At 45.6% G+C, this 15778-nt stretch carries 23 protein-coding genes; 16 read left to right on the top strand and 7 right to left on the bottom strand.

What is annotated here, in order from left to right; all coding sequences use genetic code 11:
- The first annotated feature begins 346 nt into the window (after positions 1-346).
- The 9 genes from QUA07_RS05885 to QUA07_RS05925 all read left to right on the top strand — a co-directional run bounded on the left by QUA07_RS05885 (position 347) and on the right by QUA07_RS05925 (position 6010).
- Positions 347-1612, top strand: coding sequence for an ABC transporter permease (locus QUA07_RS05885; protein WP_333323342.1), 1266 nt, complete (start codon positions 347-349; stop codon positions 1610-1612).
- 26 nt (positions 1613-1638) lie between these two features.
- Positions 1639-1809 carry a hypothetical protein gene (locus tag QUA07_RS05890; RefSeq protein ID WP_333323343.1) on the top strand — a complete coding sequence of 57 codons (171 nt, stop codon included), beginning with the start codon at positions 1639-1641 and terminating at the stop codon, positions 1807-1809.
- A 156-nt stretch (positions 1810-1965) separates the two neighbouring features.
- Positions 1966-2301 carry a cation:proton antiporter subunit C gene (locus tag QUA07_RS05895; RefSeq protein ID WP_333323344.1) on the top strand — a complete coding sequence of 112 codons (336 nt, stop codon included), beginning with the start codon at positions 1966-1968 and terminating at the stop codon, positions 2299-2301.
- Positions 2298-3728 carry a cation:proton antiporter gene (locus tag QUA07_RS05900; RefSeq protein ID WP_333323345.1) on the top strand — a complete coding sequence of 477 codons (1431 nt, stop codon included), beginning with the start codon at positions 2298-2300 and terminating at the stop codon, positions 3726-3728. The genes QUA07_RS05895 and QUA07_RS05900 overlap by 4 nt, the downstream gene beginning before the upstream one ends.
- A complete protein-coding gene (locus QUA07_RS05905; protein WP_333323347.1) occupies positions 3725-4108 on the top strand; it encodes a Na+/H+ antiporter subunit E in 384 nt (127 codons plus the stop codon). The genes QUA07_RS05900 and QUA07_RS05905 overlap by 4 nt, the downstream gene beginning before the upstream one ends.
- A 145-nt stretch (positions 4109-4253) precedes the next feature.
- On the top strand, positions 4254-4484 hold the full coding sequence (locus QUA07_RS05910; RefSeq protein WP_333323479.1) for a hypothetical protein: 231 nt from the start codon (positions 4254-4256) through the stop codon (positions 4482-4484).
- Positions 4481-4768: a monovalent cation/H(+) antiporter subunit G gene (locus QUA07_RS05915; protein ID WP_333323348.1), complete on the top strand. Its 288-nt coding sequence runs from the start codon at positions 4481-4483 to the stop codon at positions 4766-4768. The genes QUA07_RS05910 and QUA07_RS05915 overlap by 4 nt, the downstream gene beginning before the upstream one ends.
- Entirely contained in the window at positions 4758-5345 is a 588-nt protein-coding gene (locus tag QUA07_RS05920; RefSeq protein WP_333323350.1) for a DUF4040 domain-containing protein, read from the top strand. The genes QUA07_RS05915 and QUA07_RS05920 overlap by 11 nt, the downstream gene beginning before the upstream one ends.
- Positions 5345-6010, top strand: a complete 666-nt coding sequence (locus QUA07_RS05925; protein ID WP_333323352.1) for a Na(+)/H(+) antiporter subunit B — start codon at positions 5345-5347, stop codon at positions 6008-6010. Before QUA07_RS05920 ends, QUA07_RS05925 begins: the two co-directional genes overlap by 1 nt.
- Positions 6011-6318: 308 nt before the next feature.
- On the opposite strand, the gene QUA07_RS05930 is transcribed toward QUA07_RS05925, so the two are convergent.
- The 7 genes from QUA07_RS05930 to ndhC form a co-directional block, all read right to left on the bottom strand.
- On the bottom strand, positions 6319-6939 hold the full coding sequence (locus QUA07_RS05930; protein WP_333323353.1) for a Uma2 family endonuclease: 621 nt from the start codon (positions 6937-6939) through the stop codon (positions 6319-6321).
- Positions 6940-7058: 119 nt separating this feature from the next.
- Positions 7059-7307 (bottom strand): DUF4926 domain-containing protein, encoded by a 249-nt coding sequence (locus QUA07_RS05935; RefSeq protein ID WP_333323355.1) that lies wholly within the window; start codon positions 7305-7307, stop codon positions 7059-7061.
- A gap of 107 nt (positions 7308-7414) precedes the next feature.
- On the bottom strand, positions 7415-7828 hold the full coding sequence (locus tag QUA07_RS05940; RefSeq protein ID WP_333323357.1) for a hypothetical protein: 414 nt from the start codon (positions 7826-7828) through the stop codon (positions 7415-7417).
- A gap of 186 nt (positions 7829-8014) precedes the next feature.
- A complete protein-coding gene (locus tag QUA07_RS05945) occupies positions 8015-8857 on the bottom strand; it encodes a hypothetical protein (RefSeq protein WP_333323358.1) in 843 nt (280 codons plus the stop codon).
- A gap of 164 nt (positions 8858-9021) precedes the next feature.
- Positions 9022-9525 (bottom strand): NAD(P)H-quinone oxidoreductase subunit J, encoded by a 504-nt coding sequence (locus QUA07_RS05950; RefSeq protein WP_333084555.1) that lies wholly within the window; start codon positions 9523-9525, stop codon positions 9022-9024.
- A complete protein-coding gene (gene ndhK, locus QUA07_RS05955; protein WP_333084553.1) occupies positions 9518-10243 on the bottom strand; it encodes a photosynthetic/respiratory NAD(P)H-quinone oxidoreductase subunit K in 726 nt (241 codons plus the stop codon). The genes QUA07_RS05950 and ndhK overlap by 8 nt, the downstream gene beginning before the upstream one ends.
- Positions 10234-10596, bottom strand: coding sequence for a photosynthetic/respiratory NAD(P)H-quinone oxidoreductase subunit C (ndhC, locus tag QUA07_RS05960; RefSeq protein WP_006635500.1), 363 nt, complete (start codon positions 10594-10596; stop codon positions 10234-10236). Before ndhC ends, ndhK begins: the two co-directional genes overlap by 10 nt.
- Before the next feature lie 162 nt (positions 10597-10758).
- On the opposite strand from ndhC, the gene QUA07_RS05965 reads away from it, so the two are divergent.
- The 7 genes from QUA07_RS05965 (at position 10759) to QUA07_RS05995 (ending at position 15623) form a co-directional block, all read left to right on the top strand.
- Positions 10759-11094, top strand: a complete 336-nt coding sequence (locus QUA07_RS05965; RefSeq protein WP_333323360.1) for a rubredoxin — start codon at positions 10759-10761, stop codon at positions 11092-11094.
- A complete protein-coding gene (locus QUA07_RS05970) occupies positions 11081-12094 on the top strand; it encodes a photosynthesis system II assembly factor Ycf48 (protein WP_333323362.1) in 1014 nt (337 codons plus the stop codon). The genes QUA07_RS05965 and QUA07_RS05970 overlap by 14 nt, the downstream gene beginning before the upstream one ends.
- Positions 12095-12150: 56 nt before the next feature.
- A complete protein-coding gene (gene psbE, locus QUA07_RS05975) occupies positions 12151-12399 on the top strand; it encodes a cytochrome b559 subunit alpha (RefSeq protein WP_006635503.1) in 249 nt (82 codons plus the stop codon).
- 20 nt (positions 12400-12419) lie between these two features.
- On the top strand, positions 12420-12557 hold the full coding sequence (gene psbF / locus QUA07_RS05980; RefSeq protein WP_006635504.1) for a cytochrome b559 subunit beta: 138 nt from the start codon (positions 12420-12422) through the stop codon (positions 12555-12557).
- Positions 12558-12566: 9 nt separating this feature from the next.
- Entirely contained in the window at positions 12567-12689 is a 123-nt protein-coding gene (locus QUA07_RS05985) for a photosystem II reaction center protein L (RefSeq protein ID WP_015176850.1), read from the top strand.
- Between the two features lie 72 nt (positions 12690-12761).
- Positions 12762-12884, top strand: a complete 123-nt coding sequence (locus tag QUA07_RS05990; RefSeq protein WP_006635506.1) for a photosystem II reaction center protein J — start codon at positions 12762-12764, stop codon at positions 12882-12884.
- A gap of 483 nt (positions 12885-13367) precedes the next feature.
- Positions 13368-15623, top strand: a complete 2256-nt coding sequence (locus QUA07_RS05995) for a transglycosylase domain-containing protein (protein ID WP_333323364.1) — start codon at positions 13368-13370, stop codon at positions 15621-15623.
- The last annotated feature ends 155 nt before the right edge of the window (positions 15624-15778 follow it).

Raw genomic sequence — 15778 nt, forward strand, 5'->3', positions numbered from 1 at the left:
CCCTGTCTCATAGCGAAAGTCCTCTGAAAGAGGACTGAAGAGTTAGTTGATCTACATCAGTTTCAGACGAATTTTCAGTCGGTTTCAACCGACTTTAGCTATGAGACGGGGGTTTCAACCCCCGGCGGATCGTGCCACAAATCATATCGTTTCCGGCTGCATCATCAGACGAATTTTCAGTCGGTTTCAACCGACTTTAGCTATGAGACGGGGGTTTCAACTCCCGGCGGATCGTGCCACAAATCATATCGTTTCCGGTTGCATCGTCAGGTGATAAATTAGAGACCAATTTAGGCATAATTATTAGAATTTGCCACCAAATAATAAATAATGAATAACAAACAACATGAAATTACAGACTCGCCCCGGTACCAACAAAATCTCTAACGTTCAAATCGCGTTAATGGCGACAGAGGCGCTGTGGAATAATAAGTTGCGTACCAGTTTAACTATGCTGGGCGTAATTATTGGGATATCTTCGGTAATTGCCATTACTTCGGTGGGACAGGGAGTACAAAAATCAACTGAAGAACAGTTAAAGGCTTTGGGTACAAATGTGCTGTTGGTTTTATCCGGCGCTTCGCGATCGGGCGGTGTCAGTCAGGGAAGCGGTTCTGCTAGTACCCTGACTTGGGATGACGCTAAGGCGATCGGCAAACAAGCTCCTGCAGTTAAGGCAATTTCGGCTTATTTGCAGCGACAAGTGCAAGTCGTTTACGGCGGACAAAATTCATTTACTTCGATTTTGGGGACGGATTTAAACTATCCCGATGTGAAGAACATTCAACCCCAAGAAGGACGGTTTTTTAACGAGGATGAATTGAATGCTGCTGAGCCTGTAGTTGTCCTCGGTTCTAAGGTGCGAGACGAACTTTTTGGAGCCGGAGCTAATGCGCTATCCTCCGATATTCGTATTCAGGGAAACCGCTACAAGGTCATTGGAGTGATGGAAACTAAGGGGTCTGTAGGGGGAACTGATCAGGACGATCGAGTGTATATTCCCCTCAAAAATATGTCTTCGCGGATTGTGGGGAGAAATTCTTTAGCGGGGATTGCAATATCGGGTTTTTGGTTGGAAACTGCGGGCGAAGCTGATTTAGCGGATGCTCAATTTCAAGTGGAAAATATCATGCGCTTGCGCCACAATATTTATCCGCCACAACCGGATGATTTTCGAGTGGTAAATCAAGCTGAGATAGTTAATACTTTCAGCAATGTGATCGGTTTATTTACGGTGATGGTGGGCGCGATCGCCGGAATTTCTTTGGTGGTTGGCGGTATCGGTATTGCTAATATTATGTTGGTGTCTGTTGTGGAACGGACTAAGGAAATCGGGATTCGCAAAGCGGTAGGCGCTACTAATGCAGCAATTCTCATTCAATTTATGGCCGAATCTATTTTAGTTTCCACGGTGGGGGGAACGGCGGGTATTGGGTTGGGAATTGCGATCGCCTTTGGGGCCTCGACAGCGTTCAAATTTCCGTTTGTGGTTTCTGTATGGTCGATCGCGGCGGGTTTTGGGCTATCTTTTACTGTAGGCTTATTGGCGGGAGTATTGCCGGCTCGGAATGCGGCTCGCTTAGATCCGATCGCAGCTTTGCGGAATGATTGAACTTAGTGACGTTCGCCCCAGTGAAATTGAACACTCCTGGACGCACGGGTGGTCTGAAACCGAGTTTGATGGACGATCGGACTTCGTTGTCGGCCACAGATTCGTTAACGGGACTTAAACAAAAATCACGTCAACAATGGCTGCAAACGCTGACAGGTAAAGGGTTTGAGGTTGAATTGGGATCGGTTCAGAGCTGACAAGGGTTTCAGCTCTGACAGGGCATCAAACTCTTTGCCTTACCTAGACAGCTTTTCAGGTCTTTGAGCAGCTAGAAAATGTCTAAGTCTCATTAGAAATAATATACGTCTCTTCAAATATAATAACAAAAACCCCTTATCCAACAGGCAATTTCCATGTTAGAAGCATTGGTATTGGCGACAGTATTTTGCGGATTTTTTGGTATCATCTTCAAAAAGAACCTGATCATGAAAATCGTCTGTATGGATGTCATGAGTACAGGGGTTATAGCCTATTACGTGGTGGTGGCATCGCGAGAAGGCTGGCTGACACCAATTATTTCAAAGGGCAAAAACGTCGATTACGCCGATCCGGTTCCCCAGGCGGTGATCTTAACGGCGATCGTGATCGGCTTTTCGATTCAGGCTTTAATGCTGGTCAGTGTGATGAAGCTGGCACGAGATAATCCGACATTAGAAAGTAACGAAATCGAGATGAATAATACCCCATGAATACCCTGACGCTAGCCTGGATTGGACTCCCGTTTTTTGTCGGGTTTACTATTTATTTGATTCCGAAGCTTGACAAGTATCTCGCAATATTCGGAGCGATCGCATCCGCTGCCTATGCGTTCCAGCTTTTTGTTATGCCGTCAGCGGTGACGCTGGAGTTACTGGATAATTTCAGTGTCACGTTGTTAGTCGATCGCTTGAGCGGCTATTTCATCTTAACCAATGCCTTAGTCACGGCAGCGGTGATTATCTACTGTTGGCCCACAGATAAGACGGCATTTTTTTATGCACAAATTCTGATGGTACACGGCAGCCTGAATGCGGCCTTTGCCTCTAGTGACTTTATCAGTTTATATGTGGGGTTAGAGGTCAGCGGCATTGCGGCGTTTCTCTTGATTGCCTATCCTCGCACCGATCGCTCGATTTGGGTGGCTTTGCGCTATCTATTTATTAGCAACACGGCAATGCTGTTTTATCTAGTCGGTGCCGTGCTGGTTTATAAGGCAAGTCATTCGTTTAGTTTTGCGGGCTTGGGCGCAGCACCCCCAGAGGCGATCGCTCTGATCTTTATGGGACTCTTGGTTAAGGGAGGTGTGTTTGTATCGGGGTTATGGCTACCGTTAACTCACTCGGAAGCAGAAACGCCTGTGTCGGCTTTGCTGTCAGGGATTGTGGTCAAAGCGGGGGTATATCCCCTCGTGCGCTGTGCGCTGATGGTGGAGGAGGTGGCACCCATCGTCCAAATCTTTGGCGTCGGGACGGCGCTGCTGGGCGTGTTCTATGCCGTTTTAGAAAAAGATAGCAAACGGATGTTGGCTTTTCACACGGTTTCGCAGTTGGGCTTTATCCTCGCTGCACCGTCCGTGGGTGGGTTTTATGCGCTGGCCCACGGTTTGGTCAAATCGTCGCTGTTTCTGATTGCAGGATCGTTACCGAGTCGTAATCTGAAAGAATTGAAACAGAAGCCGATCGATACCAAGATCTGGATTGCCTTAGTCATAGCTAGCTTATCAATCTCTGGCTTTCCCTTGTTAGTTGGCTTTGGGGCAAAGGCGTTGACGGTGAAGAATTTGGGTTCCTGGCAAGTGATCGCGATGAATGTCGCAGCAGTCGGAACAGCAATCTCTTTTGCTAAATTCATCTTTCTACCCCGTGGCGGACCAACAGCAGCCAAACCCGGTTTTTGGCCTGCGGTGTTGCTGTTACTAGCTGGGCTGATTGGAGCCAATGCTTTTGATCTTCAGGCTTATACGCTGGAAAATATGCTTAAGGCGATCGCCATCATCGGCGTTGGTTGGTCAGCCTATTTTCTAATTTTTCAACGCACGGCAATCAAACTGCCACGTATGCTTGAAGAATTCGATCATTTGGTCGGTTTTATGAGCTTAATTTCGCTCCTACTATTCTGGATGGCATTACCCACATGATTGGACAGCTAATATTAAGACTGACGATCTGGTTTCTACTGACAGCCGATTTGAGTTTGGCAAATATTGCGATCGGCTTCATCATTGCTTTCCTGTTGCCGCGCAGCTACGCACCTCCGGAACCTTTGAGGGAATGGTTGGGGGTGTTGGGTAAAATCTTCATGGCGATTCCTATAGCTTATTTAGAAGCGTTTGAACTCATCCTCCGTCCCCACAGACACGAAGATGTGATCATGGAAAAAGTGCCAAACCATCGATCGCCCTTGCTGATATTCCTAGATGTCTTCCTGATTACTTTTACTCCTAAGACGATTGTCGTGAAATATCACGAAGAGGGTTTTTACGAAGTACACCGAGTGCGACGGACATCAAACACATAGCTAAACTTTGTTTCTGAGGATTTAACCGCTATTGAGGCAGAGTCAGAGAAGAGAAGAGAGAAATGAATAATTTTGATTGAGCTAAGTAAGAAAAAATCAGGAGTGAACACAATTGAACAACTTGAACAACTTGATTTTAATTGCCATGATTCTGGCTCTGCTCATACCCATGTACGAGGTATGGAAAGATCATGATATCTGGCAGACAATGTTGGCCTTTGCCAGTATTTCGAGCAAGGCGGCAATCATCGCTCTCGTCATATCCGTCTGGCGCGATGATTGGATGATCGGTGTGGTGGCGGCGATTATCCTCAGTGTGGGTAATGCTGGATTGATGTTGTTGGCACAAATAATCAAACGTATCACTGAAGCATGATCGTAATAGATGTATTGAGCTATACCTGCATCGGTATAGGGATTTTTTTCTGGTTTTGGGGTACTTCTTTCCTACTTGGGAAGCGATCGGTTTTATATAAACTGCACAGTCTTTCGGTATCAGATACGCTGGGTTCGATCGCGATCGTCGTCGGATTGCTACTGCAAATACCCAGTAAATGGCCCCTGCTGATTCTGGCGATCATTTGCTTAGCAATCTGGAACACCATGCTGGGATATGTGTTGGCCTATTGTTCCAAAACAGGGAGTAACTATGAACGATAATAGCTACATTTATGTCCTCGTCGCTCTGCTACCGTTAGCTGCTGGTATGGTGGTATTTCAGGTCAATCCATACCACGCATTGGTACTGCGGGGGGTATTGGGAGCGATCGCGGCCTTGGTGTATACAATTTTAGGCGCGGGGGATGTGGGCTTGACCGAAGCCTTGATGGGCACCCTGCTGGCGATTACACTTTATGCAGTGACGGTGCGTTCATCCCTCGTGCTGCGTCTGGGTGTAATCGAAGAGGGGACAGAGGGCGATGCTATACCAAATGACAAAACCGCAGGTCATTTTAAGCAACTGATAGATGACATCCGCACAGTTTTTCAGAAACGCCATATGCGCCTGGAACTGGTTCCCTATGCGAGTGCACAGGCATTGCAGCGGGCGCTGATGGAAAAAGAAGTTCATGCAGCTTGTTCCCCAGAAGGCCAACTAGAACACAGCGGCGAAGCGCAACTTTATAACACCGCAATCAGAGTTCGGCGTGTCTACGACATCATGCAAACCGAACTTTCATCACCAGGGACAACCCTAACCTATGTAAATACACCAGACGCAGAGGACAAGCATTGATGAAGTGGGTTTACTTTTTATCAGGAATAGCGCTGTTTGTCAAAATGCTGCTAATCGCTAATCCCACAATGGACTTATCGCAGCAAAGTTCGATCGTCGAATTGGTTGTTCAAGATAGTGGAGTATCCAATGCGGTTTCCGGTATCATTTTGCGAAATCGGCTGTACGACACGATCTTTGAAGTAGTAGTATTTACGATCGCCATCTTGGGTGCAAGTTTTATGCTAGCCAATGAAAGTCCGTCCTGCGCCATATATCAGTTTACCGATCAACCATCGATTATTTTGGCGCGATTGGGAGCGACGATTGCTGCCTTGGTGGGTATCGAACTAGCAATTCGCGGGCATTTAAGTCCAGGCGGTGGTTTTGCAGCGGGTGTAGCGGGGGGAACTGCGATCGGCTTGGTGGCGATTACCTCATCACCGCAGTGGATGCAAGAAATCTACCAGCGCTGGCACGCGGCGACTTTGGAGAAAGTTTCGGTACTTGTTTTCATTGTATTGTCCGTTATCACTCTGTCAGGATATGAGTTACCGCACGGAGAGTTAGGCACACTTTTCAGCGGTGGCATTCTCCCCTTGCTCAATATCCTGGTTGCAGTCAAAGTCGCATTAGGATCGTGGGCGGTGCTGTTGGTGTTTATTCGCTATCGCGGATTGCTATAACAAATGTTCCGATCTCAAATCCATTGACAGAGAAATTATTCATCTCTCTAAATCTCTGACTCTGACTTTGTATCCTCTGTGTTTTTTGCGGTTTAATCATTCAGCAAGAACCGTAAACAATATTTTACGTTTATAAGGCTGACGCACGAGTAGTCAGAAACCGGGTTTTTTTGCGAAATACTTCGTTACACCCGCAGAAACTGTCAAAAACCCGGTTTCTTTGCTTTTGGTGAGTAATTCCTGTGTACTCATCTGCGTTTATCTGCGTGCATCTGCGGTTAAATATTCCCAATCTGCAAGATATTAGCTTACACTAAACCAGCTTGAAAAATCTGATTTGCAGTGAGGTTCAAATCGGGAAAAGTTTGGGACACAATCCGGTCATTATCTCGAAACTTGAGGATTTGATATTCACCCTCAACCAAGTTACAGACAGAAATTGTCGGTTGTTTAGGATTGCCAATAAAATTGCGTCCGCCCAACGCAGCATAATCCACAATCCAATATTCAGGGATACCCATCTCTTCATAATCAGCATATTTCAAATAGTAATCATCGCGCCAATTGGTTGACACAACCTCAATTACCAAAGGTATCGATGCACCCAAACTGAGGATAGATTGTTTTTGCCATAAAGTTTCGTTCACCAGATTTCCACGATTTAGCACCAACAAATCAGGGAAATAACCCGAATCTTTTTCAGGAGGTCTAACTATCACTTGGTTTGGGATACTGTATGGCAATCCCAGACGTTTGATTTCAAAAGGAATTTCGATGCCAAGAAAGCCTTTAACTTCCTCGTGTTCGCCTACTGGTTGTGCCATCTCAACAATATCTCCATTATGCAGTTCGTAGCGTACCGCCGAATTTTCAGGCAGCCACTCCACAAATTCCTCGAAGTTTACGAGTTTGGGTAAAGCTTGAGTCATAGGTTTTCAGAATTACCGATAATATAAATTATATCTCTATCTATCTATCTGCGTTTATCTGCGTGCATCTGCGGTTACAAATTTCCATTTTTTATAAAGTCCGCAAGTTGTTGTGCCGCTTATGCTGTAACCATTTCGGGTTTTATATCAGGTGATGCTGGCTCAAAATACAACACCATGATTTGCTCTGGATACAGCCCGACAGATTCATAAGTGCGTCCGTTGCGATCGCTAAATTCCACCTCAAACGCTGCACCATCAGCCAACAGTTCAACCACAGTCCCTACTTGTCCGCACCACAGATTGTATTCAGGAAGGTCAACTGTCAATGCAACGACATCTAGTAATTTAATTGTATTCTTTGCCACTCTTATTACCTCCCGGCACTACATTATAATACGGTGTCTGAACATCCCGTATTCTAGTTTTGTTTTGCGATCGTTGGAACTCATCGGTTAGATTTATAAACTCTTAATTACAACTTACTATTGAAGAAATAACTTAGTTCCGACCACATTTCGCCATTACTCCAAAACAAAAATTTACCGGGATAGCTAAACCTATCAGCTAAACCCACAGCAATATATTCCTTATAAACGGGATGTAATTTATATTCCAAGGATCTAATTTTAGTTACGAGTATCGTATCGATAAAACAAAGTCTACTGATAAGTTCTATGTAAAACTCTTCTGTTTTTCCCCAATCATCTAATTCCTCTATACCTGAAGTTCCTAAAGATGTTTGAACGAAATAAACTAAATTATTATAATATTTTAATAAATTTATTTCATCATGATGACCATCTCGAAGTCTTTTTATTATCTCGTTTAGTTGATCTATTTTTGCAAGCAGCAGATTAATTTCCTCATCCCCATTTTCAATTTCCAAACTCTTAATTTTTTCCTCAAGAAGTGCAACTTTATTTCTCTCGTCCTTAAGCTGTAGCTCTAAACTTATTTTGGCTTTTTCTAGCTCTCTGGCATTCTCTTCTAGTTGCTTAACTTTTGTTTCTAATTGACGTGAATTGGAGTTTAATGAATTTAACTCATAAACCTTTCTTTCTAGCTGTAGCTCTCAACTTATTTTGGCTTTTTCTAGCTCTCTGGCATTCTCTTCTAGTTGCTTAACTTTTGTTTCTAATTGAGGTGAATTGGAGTTTAATGAATTTAACTCATAAAGCTTTCTTTCTAATTGGGTTTTTTCTTGCTCTAGCTGGTTATTATCTATCTCTAAAGGTTGAACTCGGTCTAGTTCTCGTCTTATTTCTGACTCTAAAGAGTTTTGGCTAGCTCGGAGTTGTAGATTATCTTGTGTCAATCTAGTATTATTATCTTTAACTTGATTTAACTCTCTTCTCAGAACGTCTATTTCTTGCTGTAAATCCGTATTTGTTTTAATGAGTGATTGATTTTGGGCTATGACTTCATTAAGCTGGCTAGTAACCTCTTTAACTTTCTCGATTAAAAATTCCCACGTTATAAACTCTATATCTTGACTACTGAGAGAACCACCCAATTCTTGAATAAGAACTTTTTTATGAGCTTCTAGTTCTTCAATTTTTTGTTCAAAGTAAATATTTTCAATACGAAGATTTGTTGAAATTTTCCTTAATTCATCTCTTTCGCTCTCAACGCTTGCTAACTGTTGTTGTAGGCTTTGAACCGTCTGCTTCAAAGAATTGTTCTCAGTAGTAGCTGCCTTAAGTTCTGCCTCTTTTTGCTTAAATCTTGCCAGGATTTGAACTATAAAGGCGGTAAATAGGTTATTTGCTTGTTGTAAGTGCTGGTTTATTTGCCTAAGCTCAACTGTTTGTGCTTCGGGTCTGTTATCCTCTGGTTTGTTCTTACCCCTGCGAAGTTGCAGGTAAACTATTACGATACTTAGTAAAGCTATTAAACCAGCCGTTTCGTAAACCATACTAATACTTTTTTGAAAATAGAGTTTTTGGACATCGGTTCCCAGGCAGAGCCTAGGAACCAGCTAAAAAATCAAAATTAGCCAAAAAACTGAGGGCGAGTTTAGCATAAAAGTTAACCCCAAAAGTTCAATTTATGCTCTAAACCCGCCCTGGCAAAACTCCCTTAATAAGCGTCTTGCAATTCGTAGAAATCAGGGGAAATGTAATCTTTCCGCAGTGGCCAGCCTACCCAATCTTCGTTCATCAAAATCCGTTTCAGATTCGGATGTCCTTCGTAGACAATGCCGTACATATCGTAGGATTCCCGCTCTTGAAAGTCGGCCGCTTTCCAAATCCAGTAGACTGATGGTACTCTGGGATCTTCGCGGGGAATGAATACTTTGACGCGCACTTCTTCGGGATGCGAAGCATTATCTGTCAACTTAGCCAAGTGGTAGACGCTGACTAAATCTTCTCCCGGCCCTTGGTCGTAGGCGCACTGGCACTGCATATAATTAAACCCGTAGGCATACAGTGCTGTTGACATCGGAATTAAGAAGTCTCGATCGACCTTTAATATCTCCACGCCCAAATTATCGGCCGCTAAAGCTTCGTGTTCAAAGCCATTCTGAGTCAACCACTGGGAAACCTTCCCGGCTTCAACAATTGAGGTTTCTGTCTCAGCCACGGTTTACCTCCTGTTTTTGTCCTGCAAGCAAAGCCGGCGGTACTGGCATTCCCATTGCTTCGGTCAATTCTTTCGGTGGCGCCATCCGGCCCGGAACTGACAAATATTTGCCGTCCAAAATGTCGTCTACTACTTTCATTTTGTGGGGTCTGGTGTAGTAGCGGTGGGTTGGCAGCAAATTAGCCCGTTCTTGCATGGAATCGTTGGCGATTTTTTTCCGCAGTTTGATAATTGCGTCAATAATCGCTTCTGGGCGGGGGGGACACCCGGGGATGTACACGTCTACGGGAATCAGTTTGTCAACGCCTCTGACTGCTGTCGTGGAGTCTACGCTGAACATTCCGCCGGTGATGGTGCAAGCACCCATCGCGATGACGTATTTGGGTTCCGGCATTTGTTCGTACAGCCGCACCAAGATGGGGGCGTACTTCATGGTAATTGTGCCGGCGGTGATGATCAGGTCGGCTTGTCGGGGACTCGATCGCGGTACTAAGCCGAATCTGTCGAAGTCGAAGCGCGATCCGATCAAAGCTGCAAATTCGATGAAGCAGCAAGCGGTACCGTAAAGCAGCGGCCACAGGCTCGAAAGTCTCGCCCAATTGTAGAGGTCATCAACCGTAGTTAGAATGACGTTCTCTGATAATTCGGATGTGACTTCTGGGCGAATAGCGGGGTTGACAATTAGAGGTTTTTGTGATTTGTCAGAACTTAAGACCATTCCAAGGCTCCTTTGCGCCATGCATAGACAAGAGCAATAACGAGGATCGTGATAAAAAACAAGGCTTCGATGAAAGCCAACAGTCCTAGCTGGTTGAAAGCAACCGCCCAAGGATAGAGGAAGACGGTCTCTACGTCGAAGATGACGAAGACTAGCGCGAACATATAATATCTGATGTTGAACTGAATCCAGGCTCCGCCGATCGGCTCGACGCCGGATTCGTAGGTAGTGCGTCGGTCGTAGGGACGACTTTTGGGCCGCAGTACCTTAGACGCCGTGAGGGCGAGGATAGGGACTAGGCTGGAAATTAACAGGAAGCCTAAGAAATACTCGTAGCCGCTGAGTGCAAACACGGTGAATAATTACTGCCTAGGTGAAAGGGTTCTGTAACTTGTCTGTTACATTATATAGATTTTGGGTAGCTAAAATTACGAGTTAGTTGAGATTAATCCTCCATCTTCTGCAATAATTTTTAATGTATATTTTAAGATTAGCTTACCTACTCTTTTTGAGCTATGAGCGATCGAGCCACTGAAACCAAAACCCTCGATCGGCACGAGTGCCGCGCCTGCGGCTACGTCTACGATCCGAAAAAAGGGAATCCTAAAAATGACATTGCCCCTGGCACGGCTTTTGAAGATTTGCCCCAAACTTGGGTCTGTCCCGTTTGCGGGGCGCGCAAGTCGGTGTTTCAAAATCTCGGTCAGCAGGAAGGGGTATCGGGATTTAAGGCAAATCAGCGCTACGGTGTCGGTGTCAACGGCATGACCGAAGGTCAGAAAAGTTTGCTGATTTTTGGCGGCTTGGTCGTTGGTTTCTTGTTGTTACTTAGTATGTATGGTTTGCAGTAAAACGATTGTGAGATTTTGGCAACGAATTGTAATGTTATTGGCGGCTGCGCTCATCTGTACGAGTTGCAGCACCATCGGTTCTGTGAGTTACAACCCCTGGCAAGTGATTTCCTTGCCGACGGAAGCTAATTTGCAGGATATTGCCTTTACGGGCAATCCTCAGCACGGCTGGGTTGTGGGTTCTGAGGCGACTCTGCTCGAAACGCTCGACGGTGGTACTAGCTGGAAGCCTGTAGCACTGGATATCGACGATCCGAGGTCGCGTTTTGCATCGGTGAGTTTTTCGGGTTCCGAAGGCTGGATTGTCGGCCAGCCTTCTGTTTTGCTCCATACAGAAGATGAGGGCAAGTCTTGGACGCGGATTGCTTTGAGCTCTCAGTTGCCCGGTTCTCCGAGTACGATCGCGGCTTTGGGCCCGAATTCTGCCGAGATGACGACCGATGTCGGGGCGATTTACCGGACTTCTGACGGCGGCAAAAATTGGAAAGCTGTCGTGCAGGATTCTTTTGGGGTAGTTCGCAATATCAACCGTTCTGAAAACGGGCAGTATGTTGCGGTTTCCTCAAAGGGCAATTTCTACTCGGTGTGGAAACCAGGACAAGAAGCTTGGGAACCTCACAACCGCAATAGTTCTCGCCGCTTGCAAAATATGGGCTTTACCAAGGATGGGCGTTTGTGGATGCTCGCCCGCGGCGGTCAGATTCAGTTTAGCGACCCGTCCAATCCTGAAGGTTGGGGAAAACCGTTTTTTCCCGATCGCAAGGCGAGTTGGGGTTTGCTGGACATGGCTTACCGGACTGATAATGAAGTTTGGGTAGCCGGTGGCGGCGGCAATTTGCTGTGCAGTTTGGACGGCGGGAAAACTTGGCTAAAAGACCGCGAAGTAGAAGATGTTCCCGCTAATTTTTACAGGATTGTCTTTATGGGCCCCGATCGCGGATTTGTGATCGGCGCGAGCGGTACTCTACTTAAATATCAAGGTTCAGCGCAAGCTGCTTGATAGTAGAATAGTAATAGAGATTGTCTGTCAATTTGTTGTTGAAAGGAGGATTCTAAATGGCTGGTACAACTGGAGAACGTCCGTTTGGGGACATTATTACAAGTATCCGTTATTGGGTAATTCACAGCATCACCATTCCGGCTTTGTTTATTGCTGGATGGCTGTTTGTGCAAACGGGTTTGGCTTACGATGCTTTCGGAACTCCTCGCCCTAACCAGTATTTCACACCGCAGCGGGAAGAAGTGCCGATTATTTCGGATCGCTTTGAAGCTAAGAAACAAGTAGATCAGTTCATTGCCAAGTAATTTAACAAGGATTTGGAAAAATGACGAGCAGAACCCCAAATAATGAGCCAATTTCGTATCCGATTTTTACGGTGCGCTGGTTGGCAGTTCATACTTTAGGTGTCCCAACAATTTTCTTTTTGGGCGCGATCGCAGCAATGCAATTTATTCAACGATAGGAGTTTACAATGCCTGAGCGCGTTCCTAATCCCAACGAGCAGCCTGTTGAGTTAAACCGGACTTCTTTGTATTTGGGTTTGTTGCTGATTTTTGTTTTGGGTATTTTGTTTTCCAGTTATTTCTTTAATTAACTGGTGTCTGAGTTTGCTTTCGATAGTTCGATCGTCGAATTTGTTTAGCTGTAAATTAGTGAGGTGATGGCTATGTTTAGTGAAAGTGGCAGAATTCCTTTGTGGCTGGTAGCTACTGTTGCAGGCCTCGGTGTTCTCAGCATTGTGAGTCTTTTCTTCTACGGTGCTTATGCCGGTTTGGGTTCTTCGATGTAAGAAGAATCAAGCTGATTTTCGGCTTAAAACCCCCCTTTTTCAAGGGGGGTTTTAATTATGCAAATTGTGTTGGTAAATGGGGGATAACTGTTATCGATAGTGTGAATTTTTTGGCCAGTTTATGATATAAGTTCCGGTGACACCGGAATTATTGTTGACTGTTGACTGTTGACTGTTGAGTGTTAACTCGGGGTCGAAAAACTGAATGATAGTTGAGTATTGACTGTTAATTCGATTTTACAATTCCGATGCTAGCGGAGTTGATATGAGAATTTAATCCGGCGTTGTCAGATGGGGATTTTTGGTGGTTGGGTGGAGATTTGCTCAATCAACTGCTGGCATTGCGGGTTCACCAATAACCCCAAAATCGATCGCCATTAGCCGACGATCACTAAGAGAGTGTGAGCCGATCGTGAAATTAGCCAAAAGTTGCGAGTAGAATGGTGCAAGAGCCGATCGCTCGATCGTAGTGCACAGCGAAATATGACCCCACCGCCGCCACCCCGCAAACCTCAAACCGTCTTGGGTGCGATTACCCAAGCAGTCCAGACTATTGCCAAGGTTAATTTTAACCAGCTAGCGCTGAAACCAAACGCCAAAGTACCCGAACTGTGGGTACAGGATGCGGGTGCAGCTAAAGCTGAGGTTTATCCGCTGTTGGGCGATCGATATTTGTTAGGTCGATCGTCCAAATCTTCAGATATAGTAGTTCGCAATCCCGTTGTCAGTCACGTACACTTATCTCTGTCGCGCGATACTCGGCGGCGGACTCCTTTTGTCATCAAAGATGAAGACTCCACAAACGGCATTTACAATGGCAAAAGGCGAGTTAAAAGTATGTCCCTGCGTCACGGAGACGTGTTCACTTTAGGGCCGCCGGAACTAGCCGCCGCTGTCAGGATTCAGTACGTATATCCGCCGCCTTGGTATTTGCAACTTGTGCGTTACAGCTTTTACAGCGTCAGTGGAATCACCGCTTTGATTGCCGTGTTGGTAGGCATGGAATCGACAAAGTTTCAAGTGCGGCCTCTGCCAAGAAGTATCAATGGCCCCGTGATTGTTTACGCGCGCGATGGGCAAACTCCCCTGCGTCCTCCTCAGAATAACGCTCACTTAGAATTAAAGCAATTACAGGATTTTTCACCTTATTTATCCAAGGCGGTACTTGCTTCGGAAGACAGCCGCTACAATTGGCATTTGGGGGTAGATCCGATCGGAGTTTTGCGCGCGCTTTTGACCAATGTTCGCGGGGGAGGAATTCGCGAAGGCGGCAGCACTGTGACGCAGCAGTTAGCGAGGAGTTTGTTTCGAGATTATGTGGGAACTCAAGATTCGGCAGGGCGCAAGTTACGGGAAGCTGTAGTTGCCTTGAAACTGGAGAATTATTACAGCAAAGATGAGCTGTTGCTGACTTATTTAAATCGGGTGTTTTTGGGGATTGACCTTTACGGTTTTGAGGATGCGGCTCGGTTTTATTTTGGGAAGTCGGCGAGGGATTTAACTTTGTCAGAGGCGGCAACTTTGGCAGGGATTTTGCCTGCTCCCAACAGTTTTAATCCGATTCAAAATTATCAGTTGGCGGTGCAGTATCGCGATCGAGTGATCGAACGGATGCGGGCACTGGGGACGATTTCTCAGGAAGAAGCCGATCGCGCAAGGCGATCGCGAATTGAGATCAATCCCAAAGCACGCCAATATCTTCAAAGTACGATCGCTCCTTATTTCTACAGTTATGTATTTGACGAATTGGAGTTTTTGCTGGGGGAGCAGTTAGCCAGAGAAGGCAATTTCATTGTAGAAACAGGTTTGAATCCCGGCCTGCAAAAAGTGGCTGAAGCTTCCCTCAGAAATGCTGTTGAAAATGCCGGAGCAAGTGCTGGCTTTTCTCAAGGAGCCGTGGTAACTCTCAATAGTACAACCGGGGAAGTCTTAGCTTTAGTTGGGGGCGTAGATTACTTGAAAAGTCAGTTTAATCGGGCTACTCAAGCTTTGAGACAGCCTGGTTCTACATTTAAGATTTTCACCTATGCAGCCGCCCTGGAACGGGGAATCTCACCCGATAAAACTTATTCTTGCGCTCCCCTTTCCTGGGGAGGACAAAGTTATAGTGGTTGCGAAAGAACCAGCGGTAATACTGATATGTATCGCGGCTTGGCATTGTCGGAAAATGCAATTGCTTTGCGAATAGCACAACAAGATGTCGGTTTAGACAATGTAGTGCAAATGGCTAGGCGTTTGGGGATTACTTCTGAACTGCGTTCTAATCCTGGTTTAGTATTAGGTGAAAGTGAAGTTAATGTGTTGCAATTAACGGGTGCTTTCGGGGTTTTGGCCAATCGGGGTTTGGGAAATCGTCCCCACGTAATCAAGCGAATTATTGACAGCAGCGATTGCAAAGATAGAAATGATTTTAACAGTTGTCGGGTGATTTATGACTATCAAAAAGATGGCATTGCCAATCGGCAGTTAGTTTCGGAAGGCGTAGCGGATACGATGACAGATATGCTGCAAGGTGTGGTGCGGGGAGGTACGGGCAGCAGTGCTGCTTTGGGGTTGGGAGAAGCTGGAAAAACAGGCACGACTAATGATAATAGAGATTTGTGGTTTGTCGGTTATATTCCGAGTCAGCAACTGGTGACAGGAGTTTGGTTGGGAAATGATGATAATTCTCCGACTGCCGGAGGTAGTGCAAATGCCGCTCAGTTGTGGGGGGAGTATATGCGGCAGGTGGCGCGTTAAGTCATTAGTCATTAGTCATTAGTCATGAGTCATGAGTCATGAGTCATTAGTCATTAGTCATGAGTCATTAGTTAGTGGTTGGTTGTTAGTTGTTGGCGAGCATAACTAATCGCCAAAAAAGATTTAGCAGTAAGGTGCGCAGTGCGCACCCTACG

This window comes from Microcoleus sp. T3_A4 (assembly GCF_036700465.1).
Classification (GTDB): Bacteria; Cyanobacteriota; Cyanobacteriia; order Cyanobacteriales; family Microcoleaceae; genus Microcoleus.